The following is a 13,169-nucleotide window of genomic DNA, read 5'->3' on the forward strand; positions in this document are numbered from 1 at the left end:
CTCTCCTTTTTCAGGCCGTTATTTTGCATCAAACCAGGTCGGTCCGTAAGCATAATCGACTTTAAGCGGAACCTTTAATTCTACGGCATTTTCCATTACTTCCGGCACAATCTTCTTCAGCCGGTCGATTTCGTCTTTTGGCGCTTCAAAAATTAATTCATCATGGACCTGGAGAAGCAATCTCGTTTTCAGCCCTTCTTCTTTTAAACGGGCGGCCATGTCAATCATTGCTTTTTTAATAATATCAGCAGCACTTCCCTGGATCGGCGTGTTCATCGCTGTCCGTTCCGCAAAGCTGCGCAAATTAAAGTTGCGGCTCGTAATTTCCGGGATATACCTTCTGCGCTGAAGCAAGGTTGAAACATACCCTTTTTGCTTCGCTTCCTTGACGATATCTTCCATATATTCTTTAACACCGGGATAGCTCTCAAGATAGCGTTCAATAAATTTTCCGGCTTCTTTCCGGGTAATCCCCAGGCTTTGCGATAAACCGTAATCGCTGATTCCATAAACGATCCCGAAGTTGACCGCCTTCGCATGGCGGCGCATATTCGCTGTGACTTCATCGGCGCTGACATGGAAAACCTGCATCGCCGTATTGGTATGAATATCAAGGTCTTCCTGAAAGGCCTCGATCAATTTTTTATCACCGGAAATATGGGCAAGCACCCGCAGTTCGATTTGTGAATAATCAGCAGCGAATATAACCCAATCGGGCTCCGATGGAACGAACGCCTGACGGATTTTCCTGCCCTCTTCAAGCCGGATCGGAATATTTTGCAGGTTCGGATCCGTCGAACTGAGCCTGCCCGTTTGCGTAAGCGCCTGGTTAAAGCGGGTATGAACCTTCTCCGTCCGCGGATCGACAACCTTCAGCAGCCCTTCAATATATGTGGATTGAAGTTTGCCAAGCTGGCGGTAGTGGAGAATATCCCTGACGATTCCATGCTCGTGTTCCAATTTTTCCAACACATCGGCCGAAGTTGAATAACCTGTCTTTGTTTTCTTAATGGCAGGCAGTCCGAGCTTTTCAAATAAAATGACACCAAGCTGTTTTGGAGAGTTAATGTTAAAAGCTTCGCCCGCCTGTTCGTGGATACGCTCTTCTATTTCTTTCAGCCTGATCGTTAGTTCGGTACCCATCGTACGGAGCCTTTCAAGGTCAACCTTTACACCTTGTGACTCCATATCGGCAAGAATCAGCGACAATGGCAGCTCCAAATCGGTGAACAGCTCATACTGCTGGTTATCCTTTAATTCCGCGGTTAATTTTTTCTCAAGAGCTTCCATCGCTTCGGCTTTGCGGACCAGATGTTCGCCAAGCTTCTCTTCGGCTGGAATTCTCCGTTTCGCTCCTTTGCCGTAGAAGGATTCATCAGACTGCACATTTTTTATTCCGTAGCGGTGGGCAATCGTTGCAATATCATCGATGGGCTCTGCCGGGTTAATAATGTAGGAGCCAAGCAAAATATCAAATATAACACCCTTCAGGTGAATATTATGGTGGCGAAGCGCGACTTCAGAGCGTTTTGTATCATAGACCGTTTTCTGTTTGCTCTCATCCTCAGCCCATTTTTTAAAAGCTTCCGAACGTAAAGCTGTTTCGGTTGGGATAAAATACTTGCCTTTTTCACTGACAACGGAAAAGCCGATAATATCTGCATAATGGTAATTATCCTCAAGGATCTCAACATAAAACGAGGTTTCATAGGCGAACATTCCGTCTGTCACTTCTTGAGCTACTGTATATTCAATCTTTTCAAGCTTTGCATCTTCCGTTGCTTCCGTATCTGCGCCGAGCTTGTCCAGCAGCGAATTAAAACCAAGCTCTTTAAAGATTTTAATCACTTTCTCCCGCTGGTAACCTTCATATTCCGCTTCAGCAATCTTGATCTCAACTGGTGCTTCGGTTGTGATTGTAGCCAGCTTTTTGCTCATTAATGCTTGATCTTTAAATTCCTCGAGCTTTTCCTTCAACTTTTTTCCGTTTACCTGGTCAATCGAGTTAAGCAGATTCTCCAGCGTCTCAAATTCCGCGAGAAGCTTGATCGCTGTTTTTTCGCCGATGCCCGGAACACCCGGAATATTATCGGAGCTGTCGCCCATTAAGCCTTTCATGTCAATGATTTGCCCGGGGGTAAGCCCGTATTTCTCTTTTATGTGGTCAGGCGTATACGCTTCAATATCGGTAATTCCTTTGCGGGTAATATTAACGGTCGTCCGTTCCGAGCTCAGCTGGGTCAAGTCTTTATCCCCGGAAATGACTTTAACGGAATAGCCCTCTTTTTCAGCTTCCTTTGAAAGAGTGCCAATGATATCATCGGCTTCATAATTTTCAAGCTCATACGTTTTGATACTATAAGCATCAAGCAGCTCGCGGATAAACGGAAACTGTTCGGATAGTTCCGGCGGTGTTTTCTGCCTTCCGCCTTTATATTCACTGAATGTTTGATGCCTGAACGTCGTTCTCCCGGCATCAAAGGCAACAAGGATATGCGAGGGCTTTTCATCCTCAAGGATTCTCATTAGCATCATCGTAAAGCCGTATACCGCATTCGTATGGATCCCTTTATCATTATTCAATAATGGCAAGGCAAAAAATGCCCTGTAGGCAATACTGTTTCCATCAATTAAAACAAGCTTTTTTCCCACCGGAATTCCTCCTTGATTTCACAACATCATCTATATTTAAGAAAAGTGCCCAGGACACAGATAGTCTCGTCTCATAGCTTCTTATTAAATATTAAAAACCGCTATTTCCCTTCTTTATTCTATCACGAGTAGAATCAGAAAGGGAAATAACGGTCATTGACGCATTATCCTGCTAAATGCGGACATGTATATCGATTACTGTGTGTTGCCCGTTAATAAGCTTGCATATGGAGAATTAGACGGAAGCACGATCACCGTTTCGCCGTTAATTGTTTTCTTGTATGATTCGAGTGTTCTGAACAACGAATAAAAATCCGGATCTTTTGAGAAGGACTGATTATACACCTTTGCCGCTTCCGACTCTCCTTCTGCACGAATCGTTTCTGCATCAGCCTGGGCTTTCGCCAGCATTTCCTTCACTTTTCTGTCTGTTTCCGCCTCAACCCGATTCTTTTCGGCATCCCCCATTGAGAGATATTGCTGGGCAGTTGACTGCCGTTCGGAAATCATCCGCGTGTAAACCGATTCTTCGTTTTCGGCCGGTAAATCCGTTCTCTTTATTCGTACGTCTGTCACTTTAATTCCATAATTTACATTGGCAAGCAGCTCATTGACTTTGTCGGTGACCCGGTCATTTAATGAACCGCGCGAAGATTTTTCATCGTTAATGATCTCATCATAATTGAGCTGGCCAAGCTCTGTACGAACGACTGAGTAGATGAACTCTTCCATCCTCGATTCCGCATTGATAACCGATCTGGCATTGGCAATCATTTTTTTTGGATCACTGATTCTCCAGACTGCATAATTATCAATGAGCATTCTCTTTTTATCTTTCGTATTGATTTCAGCCTCAGAAACATCGTATGTCATTTGGTGTTTTGGAAGGGTTGTAACACTTTGGACAAAAGGAATTTTATAGTTTAATCCCGGCTCGCTTTCAATCCTGACAACCTCTCCAAACTGGCGGACAACCTTATACTCGCCTTCCTTAACGATGAACAGGTTTGTAAAAATAAAGACTAAAACAAAGATAACAATGATGAAGAATATACCAACTTTAATATAATTTCGCCATTGGAAACCGTTTGCGAACCGTTCCTTCATGTTAATCACTTTTCGATCAGCCATTATTCCCGCCCCCTTCCTGTTTCTTTTCGGCTTGAACCTTCGGCTGTTCTGTTTCAAGCGGCCTGATCGGGAAATACTTCATCGTATTGCCATCATCATTCATAATGTAGATTTCCGCTCCAGGCAAAACTTTCTCAAGCGTTTCGAGCACAAGGCGCTCTCGTGTGATATCCTGGTTGTTTTGGTATTGATCATAAAGCTTATCAAATACAGCTACTTCCCCGCGCGCCCGTTCAATTCTTTCGGTTTTATCGCCCTGCGCTCTGGAAAGCAGGGCATCTCTTTCCCCTTCAGCTTCATTCGTGCGCTGATTCTCATACTTTTTTGCCTCATTGATTTTTGTATTCATCGTCTCACGGGCACTTGTGACATCTGTAAATGCCTTGCGGACTTCTTTATTTGGGAGTTCGACATCCTGAAGCTTCACACCCAATACAGAAATGCCAATATCATACTTTTCAATTAGGGTCGCCAGCAGTTCTCTGACTTGCGCCTCAATTTCTGCTTTTCCCGATGTTAAGGCATCATCAATTTTCGAGCTTCCTATGATGCTTCTTAACGATGCAGAGGTCGTATCATAGAGGATTTCTTGCGGATCTTCGGCATTATACAAATACTTGGCAGGGTCAGTAATTTTCCAGTTCACAACCATGTCTGCCAATACGATATTTTCGTCCCCTGTAATCATTTTTGTCTCATCCGGAAATTCTTTTATCTCTCCATCTTTTTCTTCATAGCCAAATTGAAGGCTGAATGTTTCTTTCGAAAGTTTTTCGACACTTTGAATCGGCCAGGGCAGCTTAAAATGCAGACCAGATTCGTCGATTGCTTCCTCGACTTTCCCAAATGTAAGAATAACAGCCTGGTCGGACTCATCAACTGTATACCAGGTAGTAAAACCAACAATGCTTAACACAATCACAAGCAGAACGAGGCCGGAAATCGTGTAAATTCTTTTCAGGCTAATCATTTCCCCTGCTCCCTCCCAAAATCTTTTCTCTTTTCTTTGTAATACGGGAAACAAGACGAAAGGTTTCAAAAAATAATTGGCAGCTCCGGACTTATAAAGTTTCACAAAATAGAAAAAGACGAAAGCGGGGTCTGCTTTCGTCTCTCTCACTTGGCTCCTTGGATGAAGGGGTTTTTCAAATATGATTGTAACAGCGCAATGTTAAGAAAAAATAAACACTATGTTAAAGTACTGTAAACTTCATCCAATCCGGCAAATTATTTATTTAACCGTTTTAAAAGTTCAATTGTAAATTCTGTCCCTTTACCGACGTCACTCCTGACAAAAATGCTGCCTTTATGCGCTTCGATAAGGTGTTTAACAATCGCAAGACCCAGGCCGGTACCGCCTGAATTCCGGCTTCTTGCTTTGTCAACCCGGTAAAAGCGTTCAAAGATGCGCGGAATTTCTTCTTTTTTGATTCCAATCCCGGTATCCTTAATCTGCACCGTGACCGTTTCCTCTGCGTCCTTGACAGAAACGGTGACATTACCACCCTCGGGAGTATAGGTGATCGAGTTATTGATTACATTGATGAACACTTGCTTCAATCGGTATTGATCTCCTTCAATCTCGAGCTCTTCTTCAGGAACTTCAAGGTTCAAAGCAATATTCTTTTCCTTCGCTTTTCCTTCTAAAATAGCAAAGACTTCATCTAATGTTGAAATGAGATCGAGAGGCTGAACATTTAAAACAAAGCCCTCTTTCTCCGTTTTCGATAAGTCGAGTAAATCCTGAATCAGCGACTGGAGCCTGTCGCTTTCTTTTAAAATAATATTCAAAAAGGCTTCAAGCGTGTCTCTGTCGTTCATGGCTCCGTCCAAAAGCGTTTCTGAAAAACCTTTGATCGAAGTAATCGGTGTTTTTAATTCATGCGAAACGTTGGCGACGAAATCCTTTCTCATTATCTCGAGCTTTTTCAATTCTGTAATATCATGAAAAACAAGCAAAATCCCTTTCCAAACATCGTTCGTTCCGATGATCGGCGCTCCATATACCTCAAAGTGACGCCTCTCAATTGAGAGGGGGATGAGCATTTGCTTTTTCACTCTTTGCTCAGTCATAAAAATTTCTTCAACCAGCTTTGAAATTTGTTTATGTTCAATCACTTCGTAATAGAGCTGGTACAAATATTTGGAAGGATCAACATTAAAAATCTCTTTGTAGGTACGGTTTATCATGTTGATATAGCCACGGCTGTCAATCAGAATCATGCCGCTGCCCATATTTTCAATTAATGTTGTCAGCCTGTCCTGCTGCATTTCCTGGGCTTTCATCATATCCTGAAGATTTCGGGCCAGCACATTAATGGATGCGCTGAGCATGCCCGTTTCATCAATGTGGTCTTCATATGTGCGGGCCCGGTAATTCCCTTTTGCGAGTTCAATCGCAACATTGGTTGCCGCCTCAACCGGCTTCGTGTAGCGGGTCGTAATTCTGATTCCGAGCAAAATAATCACAAACAGGGAGATCCCAAGGCTGACGATTAACAGCCACCAAATTTGCGTATATGCTTTTTTCAACTCATCCATTTTTGTACTTAAAAACAGATAGCCCTGCTGCTTCCCATCTTGCACGATTGGCTTCCAATAATAATGGACGTCATAGTCCCGGCCCAATTCATAACCTGCCGCTTCATCTTCACTGTCATCGACAATTTTGCGGATAATCTCGTCATGTCTTGTCACTTTTGCATTACTTAGTTCTCCGCTATCAAAAAGAATGTCGCCTTCCAAATTAGCAAACGTCACGCGCGCATCAAGCATATCGGCAATTGACAGGAATCTTTCCTGGCTGAATGCGGCAATTCCCCCGCTATCCTCAATGTATATCGAGACAAGCTCGCTTTCTTTTTCAAGTCTTTCGTTAAAAGAATTTAAGTAATAGTTTTTAAATAATTGTCCAAGCAAAAGCCCCAGTCCAAGCAATACAGCCATAATTAACGTAATAAGTGCAAAAAGGAGCCTCGTCCGAAATCTTGTCATTCCCCTTTAGGTTCCTCCAGTTTATAACCGAGGCCGCGAATCGTCTTAATATAGACCGGTTTTTTTGTATTCGGTTCAATTTTTTCACGGAGATGGCTGATGTGCACGTCGACGATTCTTGTATCGCCGGCAAAATCATAATTCCAAACAGCGCTTAAAAGCTGGTCACGGGTTAACACCCTGCCCTTATGCCTGGCCAGGTACAACAACAATTCAAATTCCTTCGGTGTCAGTTCTATTTGCTCTTCGCCAAAATACGCTTCATAATGCTCAGGATATATTTTGATTTCCGCAATTTTAAGCGCGTCCGATTCTTCGTGCCCGGTTTCTTTTGCTTCTGCTTGGAACTGCGATCTTCTTAAAATCGCTTTAACCCTGGCAATCACTTCGCGCGGGCTGAAAGGCTTGGTCATATAATCGTCTGCCCCTAATTCGAGGCCGAGGACTTTATCAAATTCATCGTCCTTTGCCGTCAGCATTAAAATGGGCGTCATTACCTTTTGCTGCCTTAGCTGTTTGCAGACTTCGATGCCATCAAGCTTCGGAAGCATTAAATCAAGAATGATCAGGTCGGGTTCTTCAAGCAGGGCAAGGTCTTTCCCTTCCTCGCCATCCATGGCCGTAACAACCTCGAACCCAGCCTGCTCCAAATTATATTGAAGCAATGTTACAATCGATTGTTCATCATCGACAACCAGCACTTTTTTGTCCATAAAAGCCTCCGATATCATTAAATTACCCCATCTATTCCTTTAATCCAGGATCCATACGTTTATTATAATATATTTTTCGCGCATAAGAGCAATTGATGTATTAAAGTGCACTAAGCCTGCGCTTAATTGCCCGGGAATGACGATGCATGGGCGAACAGTCCGCCCACTTCAGCACGGCAATCTGTAAACAAAAAATGAGATATGCGTTTGCATATCCCAAAGAAGATGATCAAAAATTATCGAGCGCCTGCCCATCCATCGCTTCCGGTTCGTATGGAGGACAAACGAGAACGGAACCATTAATAACGGTTTCGCCTTGCTCATCCGTTGCGTGGACGGTGATTTGGACAGTACGGTTTTCCTTGTTTATGTTTGTCACTTCAAACAGAAATTGAACGGTTCCGTAATGATAAACCGGCTTTGTAAATTCAATCTCAGTTTTTAAAATATGGCTGCCGGGACCGGGTAAATATTTTGAAACAGCTGATGTTATAATACCCGTTAACATGATGCTCGGAACAATCGGTTTTTTATAAGGCGTTTGCGATGCGTAATCATGCTGGATATAAAGTGGATTTGCATCATTTGTTAACCCTAAAAAGAGCAGCAAATCTTTATCCTCAATTTTTTCTGTTAATGTCAGCTTTTCACCGACCGAAATCTCTTCGATTCTCCTGCCGAGTTTTCGCTTTTTTCCGAGTAACATTCGCCTGCGCACCCCTCTTTACATATTATCGTGAACATAAAAGCAGACCTGGCCATTCTCATTGCCTCGAGTCTACTTTATTTATTCTAATACTATAACATGCTTGCCAGTTAAGAAAAGCGCAAGCGCCTTGGTCAGCCCCGACAAGCGCTGGAGGGCCTGACAGTGAAGTCGCTTTTTGACTTCATTGGCAGGACCGAAGCGACTCGAGGGGCTAGGCGCTGGAGCTGGACATCGAAACGCCCAACTATATTTAGAAACGTTTATACTTTCCTATAGCTTAAAAAAAATTCGGGGGAAGCCCCCGAATTTAGTAACCCTTTTTCAAGAAGAGCCGGCAGAGCTTCTTTAAACGAGAACCGCCATAACATTGCGAACCGCTTCGGCTGATTTATCAAGCGCTGCCATTTCATCTGCAGTTAATTCAAGTTCGATTACTTTTTCAAGGCCATTACCGCCAAGAATCGTCGGTACGCCGAGATAAATTCCGTCGTAACCATACTCTCCTTCAAGATAGGCAATCGAAGGGAGAATCCGGCGCTGGTCTTTAAGAATGGCTTCGCACATTTCAACGAGAGAAGCAGCCGGAGCGTAATAGGCGCTTCCATTGCCGAGCAGGTTGACAATTTCTCCGCCGCCTTTCCGCGTCCGCTCAACAATTGCATCAAGGCGCTCTTTCGGTATAAGCGTTTCCAAAGGAATGCCGCCTGCATAGGAATAGCGGACAAGCGGTACCATTTCATCTCCATGTCCGCCAAGTACAAAACCAGTGATGTCTTTAACGGATACATTTAATTCCTGGGCGACAAATGTCCGGAACCGTGCTGAATCGAGAACTCCCGATTGGCCGATGACCCGGTTTTTAGGGAAGCCTGATTCTTTAAAAACGGTGTACGTCATTGCATCGACCGGATTTGTCAGAACAATAATTAAGCTGTCAGGTGAATATTTAACAATCTCCCGGGCAACACTTTTCATAATTTTTTGGTTTGTCTGGACCAAATCATCGCGGCTCATCCCCGGCTTCCGCGCGATACCTGCAGTGATGACGACAATATCGGAATCCTTGGTGTCCTCATAGCTGGAAGTGCCGGTAATATTTGCATCAAACCCTTGAATCGGGCTTGCCTCAAGCATATCTAAAGCCTTCCCCTTAGTTGGATTTTCCATTTGCGGAATATCGACGAGCACAACATCCCCCAACTCCCTTTGCGCAAGCAAAAAGGCCGTTGTTGCACCAGTAAATCCCCCACCAATTACAGAAATCTTTTTGCGTTTCAATGACATTGCAATTTCCCCCTTTGTTTTTGCTTGATCCCATTCCATTTGTTCATTGCGCAAGCGGCCGTTTGTTTAAGAAACAGCCGCCCGGTTCATTTGTTGATGTTATTCCATATTCTTGATTAATTCATCGCCGAATTCAGAACATTTTACCTCTGTAGCACCGTCCATCAGGCGGGCAAAATCATACGTAACCACTTTCGAAGCAATTGTTTTTTCCATCGATTTGACGATCATATTCGCCGCTTCTGTCCAGCCTAAATGTTCAAGCATCAATACTCCGGAAAGGATGACAGATGAAGGATTCACCTTGTCCAATCCGGCATACTTTGGTGCAGTTCCATGCGTTGCTTCAAATATGGCATGTCCTGTTTCATAGTTTATGTTGGCGCCAGGGGCAATCCCAATTCCGCCAACCTGTGCAGCAAGTGCATCAGAAATATAGTCGCCATTCAAGTTCATCGTCGCAACAACATCAAACTCTTTCGGACGGGTCAGGATCTGCTGCAGGAAGATATCTGCAATCGCGTCCTTGATAATGATTTTGCCGGCTGCTTCAGCATCGGCTTGAGCTTTATTGGCAGCTTCTGTACCTTGCTCGTCTTTAATGCGGTCATACTGGGTCCATGTAAAGACTTGATCGCCGTATTCCCGCTCTGCCAGCTCGTAGCCCCAATTTTTAAAGGCGCCTTCTGTAAATTTCATAATATTCCCTTTATGTACGAGAGTGACAGACTTGCGGCCTTCCTTAATCGCGTACTCAATCGCAGCACGGACTAAGCGGCTCGTACCTTCCTGTGAAACAGGCTTGATCCCGATTCCTGAAGTTTCAGGGAAACGGATTTTATTTACGCCCATTTCATTTTGCAGGAAATTAATTAATTTCTTCACTTCATCCGAGCCTTTTGCATATTCAATCCCCGCATAAATATCTTCCGTGTTCTCGCGGAAAATAACCATGTCCGTATCTTGCGGGCGCTTAACCGGTGATGGTACCCCTTCAAACCAGCGGACAGGACGCAGGCAGACAAACAGATCAAGTTCCTGGCGCAGTGCCACGTTTAATGAGCGGATGCCGCCTCCGATCGGTGTTGTTAACGGCCCTTTGATCGCGATTAAATATTCATTAATCACTTCCAATGTTTCTGCCGGCAACCATTCGCCAGTCTGGTTGAACGCCTTTTCGCCTGCCAATACTTCTTGCCATACGATCTTGCGCTCGCCTTTATAAGCTTTTTCTGCTGCTGCATCCAAAACTCTTGAAGCTGATGCCCAAATGTCCGGTCCTGTACCGTCCCCCTCAATAAAAGGTACAATCGGATTATTTGGCACGTTTAATGCCCCGTTTTTAACCGTAATCTTTTCACCCTGCATTCTTTTTCCCTCCATGTTCGTTGAAAAGCCCCGGGCCATTTGTTGTTTGTGCAGTCCTTTATTTGGACGCTAAACCAGTTTGAGCCGGGCCTTTCTATACTGAATCAAAGGTTGGAAGGCTTTATACTTCCAACCTTGTTCCCTCTTATTCTACTACAGCCATTTTTCACAAAAAAGTAAAACGGGATTCTTTATGACAGCCTTTGCTCGATCGGCACATACTTCTGCATTCCAGGGCCTGTGTAATCAGCGCGCGGGCGGATTAACCGGTTGTTTTCATATTGCTCCAGAATATGAGCAAGCCAGCCGGACACACGGCTTACAGCAAAGATCGGTGTAAAAAGATCATGATCAATGCCAAGGCTGTGATAGACGGATGCAGAATAAAAATCGACATTAGGCGGCAGGTTCTTTTCCCCGGTAACAATCGCTTCAATTTTCGTCGACATCTCGTACCAGTGCGGTTCGCCCGTAAGATGAGTAAGTTTTTCTGACATCTCCCGCAAATGCTTCGCACGCGGATCACCCTGACGGTATACGCGGTGCCCGAAGCCCATGATTTTCTCTTTCTTTTCAAGCTTGGCCCGGACGTAGGATTCGACATTATCCAACGAGCCAATTTCAGTAAGCATCTTCATCACTGCTTCATTCGCCCCGCCATGCAAAGGACCCTTTAACGCGCCGATTGCCGCGGTTATGCCGGAATATACATCAGACAATGTTGCCACACAAACGCGGGCTGTGAATGTTGAAGCATTCAATTCGTGGTCGGCATGGAGAACCAAAGCTTTGTTAATCGCCTCGACCGCAATATCTTCAGGTTCTTTTCCTGAAAGCATATACAGGAAGTTGGCTGCAAAGCTCAAATCCGTTCTTGGCGCTATAGGCTCAAGCCCTTTTCGAACACGGGCAAACGCCGTAACAATTGCCGGCATTTTCGCCTGTAATCGGACGGCTTTTCTATAGTTGGATTCTTCATCCATGGAATCTGCTTCTTCATCATACAAACCCAATAATGACACTGCAGTACGAAGAGCAGCCATCGGGTGGACTTTGTCGATGGAATACATTTTAAAATGGTCGAGTACTTCCTTTGGCAATGCAGCATTTTCTGCAAGCTGTGTTTTCAATTCGTTAAGCTCGTCACTGGTTGGAAGCCTGCGGTGCCATAGAAGGTAAATAACTTCTTCAAAGCTGGCGTTTACTGCCAGATCATCAATGTCATATCCAACATAGGTTAAAGTGTCATCGATGATGGAACTAATTGAGGAAGTTGTAGCAACTACCCCTTCAAGACCTCTTGTTACTGTCATAAGAATCTCTCCTTTACGTATAAAAATTCCCCATTCCCATTCGTCTGTAAACATATATGGATGCCGGAACCAACCATTTCCAGCGGATCAGAAATTAAGCTTTTCTGATATTGTGTATAAGGCCAGGAATATGGCCCAATAAGCCGGCTTTATGGGCCGGACGACAGACCTGACTATGCATCTATTATCCTATATTTGCTAAATTGAGCGGTTGCTCAGGAAACGGCGAAAAGAAAATGCTTACATTTCCAGATATATAAAAAATAGATATAGCACGCGCTTACAAGTCCTATTATAAACAATTATCAGATTTTTGTGAACGAAAAGAATCCAAAATGTGAAAAAATTATTATTTTATAAGAAAAATAAAGGCCAAAATTGCATAAAAAGAATGAAAGCATCACGCTTTCATTTGAATAACTCAATTATTTTCATCGCCATATAGGCAATGCCTGCTCCAATCAGCGGACCTACCGCTATGCCTTTGAAAAGAGAAACCGCCAGAATCGTTCCGAGCACAAGGGCAGTCGTAATATGGGGATCTTCCGAGAGCAGAGTGATTCCTCCTTTTGCAATGAGAGCAACGGCCATTCCGGAAAGCAGGGCGATCCAGGCATATGGCGATTTGAAGGCAGCAGTTAAATCCTTCAGGCCAATTTCTCCGGCCGCGATCGGGGCCAGAACGGCAATCGTAATGACGGTAACTCCCCAGTTGATCCCTTTCGACTGAATATAAGTGAAAATTTTCGAGTCAACTCCGGTGAGCTTTAACACTAAAAGTACCGCCACAGCAAACATTAACGAGTGGTTTTTCGCTATAAACCCGATTACCAATAGTATAATCAAAAATATTAAAGGCCCTGACATATGAATCACCCTTCCGATGGTATATTATTGCAGAATAGCAAAGGAGTTTCAACTTCCGCTGCCTTTAACTTTTTTCATAAACCTGGACGTTTAGCGTTCGCAACAGGAAGGAAAAAAATGCGGCTCTCGAGACTAAAT

10 protein-coding genes are annotated in these 13,169 nt (G+C 44.0%); all 10 read right to left on the reverse strand.

Features of this window, described 5'->3' with window-relative positions:
* Window positions 1-18: 18 nt before the first annotated feature.
* The 10 genes from polA to CU633_RS08955 all read right to left on the reverse strand — a co-directional run bounded on the left by polA (window position 19) and on the right by CU633_RS08955 (window position 13,031).
* A complete protein-coding gene (gene polA / locus CU633_RS08910; RefSeq protein WP_101659548.1) occupies window positions 19-2,652 on the reverse strand; it encodes a DNA polymerase I in 2,634 nt (877 codons plus the stop codon).
* A gap of 195 nt (window positions 2,653-2,847) precedes the next feature.
* On the reverse strand, window positions 2,848-3,783 hold the full coding sequence (gene hflC / locus CU633_RS08915) for a protease modulator HflC (protein ID WP_101659550.1): 936 nt from the start codon (window positions 3,781-3,783) through the stop codon (window positions 2,848-2,850).
* Window positions 3,776-4,753: an FtsH protease activity modulator HflK gene (gene hflK / locus CU633_RS08920; RefSeq protein WP_101659648.1), complete on the reverse strand. Its 978-nt coding sequence runs from the start codon at window positions 4,751-4,753 to the stop codon at window positions 3,776-3,778. The genes hflC and hflK overlap by 8 nt, the downstream gene beginning before the upstream one ends.
* A gap of 257 nt (window positions 4,754-5,010) precedes the next feature.
* Entirely contained in the window at window positions 5,011-6,777 is a 1,767-nt protein-coding gene (pnpS, locus tag CU633_RS08925) for a two-component system histidine kinase PnpS (protein ID WP_101659552.1), read from the reverse strand.
* The gene (locus CU633_RS08930) at window positions 6,774-7,490 is read right to left on the reverse strand and encodes a response regulator transcription factor (protein ID WP_101659554.1); all 717 of its coding nucleotides are present in this window, start codon (window positions 7,488-7,490) and stop codon (window positions 6,774-6,776) included. Before CU633_RS08930 ends, pnpS begins: the two co-directional genes overlap by 4 nt.
* A gap of 229 nt (window positions 7,491-7,719) precedes the next feature.
* Complete coding sequence (locus CU633_RS08935) at window positions 7,720-8,196, reverse strand: MaoC/PaaZ C-terminal domain-containing protein (RefSeq protein WP_101659556.1); 477 nt, start codon at window positions 8,194-8,196, stop codon at window positions 7,720-7,722.
* A gap of 348 nt (window positions 8,197-8,544) precedes the next feature.
* Entirely contained in the window at window positions 8,545-9,483 is a 939-nt protein-coding gene (gene mdh, locus CU633_RS08940; protein WP_101659558.1) for a malate dehydrogenase, read from the reverse strand.
* 99 nt (window positions 9,484-9,582) lie between these two features.
* Entirely contained in the window at window positions 9,583-10,851 is a 1,269-nt protein-coding gene (gene icd, locus CU633_RS08945) for an NADP-dependent isocitrate dehydrogenase (protein WP_101659560.1), read from the reverse strand.
* A gap of 191 nt (window positions 10,852-11,042) precedes the next feature.
* Window positions 11,043-12,164 carry a citrate synthase gene (citZ, locus tag CU633_RS08950; protein WP_101659562.1) on the reverse strand — a complete coding sequence of 374 codons (1,122 nt, stop codon included), beginning with the start codon at window positions 12,162-12,164 and terminating at the stop codon, window positions 11,043-11,045.
* A gap of 408 nt (window positions 12,165-12,572) precedes the next feature.
* On the reverse strand, window positions 12,573-13,031 hold the full coding sequence (locus CU633_RS08955; RefSeq protein WP_101659564.1) for a DUF441 domain-containing protein: 459 nt from the start codon (window positions 13,029-13,031) through the stop codon (window positions 12,573-12,575).
* Window positions 13,032-13,169 lie beyond the last annotated feature (138 nt).

Source organism: Bacillus sp. V3-13, assembly GCF_002860165.1.
Taxonomy (GTDB): Bacteria; Bacillota; Bacilli; order Bacillales; family Cytobacillaceae; genus Bacillus_BJ.

What these genes read in the sequence shown, in the direction of transcription:
- hflC (WP_101659550.1), bottom strand. Translation starts at nt 3,783, where the DNA reads ATGGCTGATCGAAAAGTGATTAACATGAAGGAACGGTTCGCAAACGGT.
- hflK (WP_101659648.1), bottom strand. Translation starts at nt 4,753, where the DNA reads ATGATTAGCCTGAAAAGAATTTACACGATTTCCGGCCTCGTTCTGCTT.
- pnpS (WP_101659552.1), bottom strand. Translation starts at nt 6,777, where the DNA reads ATGACAAGATTTCGGACGAGGCTCCTTTTTGCACTTATTACGTTAATT.
- CU633_RS08930 (WP_101659554.1), bottom strand. Translation starts at nt 7,490, where the DNA reads ATGGACAAAAAAGTGCTGGTTGTCGATGATGAACAATCGATTGTAACA.
- CU633_RS08935 (WP_101659556.1), bottom strand. Translation starts at nt 8,196, where the DNA reads ATGTTACTCGGAAAAAAGCGAAAACTCGGCAGGAGAATCGAAGAGATT.
- mdh (WP_101659558.1), bottom strand. Translation starts at nt 9,483, where the DNA reads ATGTCATTGAAACGCAAAAAGATTTCTGTAATTGGTGGGGGATTTACT.
- icd (WP_101659560.1), bottom strand. Translation starts at nt 10,851, where the DNA reads ATGCAGGGTGAAAAGATTACGGTTAAAAACGGGGCATTAAACGTGCCA.
- citZ (WP_101659562.1), bottom strand. Translation starts at nt 12,164, where the DNA reads ATGACAGTAACAAGAGGTCTTGAAGGGGTAGTTGCTACAACTTCCTCA.
- CU633_RS08955 (WP_101659564.1), bottom strand. Translation starts at nt 13,031, where the DNA reads ATGTCAGGGCCTTTAATATTTTTGATTATACTATTGGTAATCGGGTTT.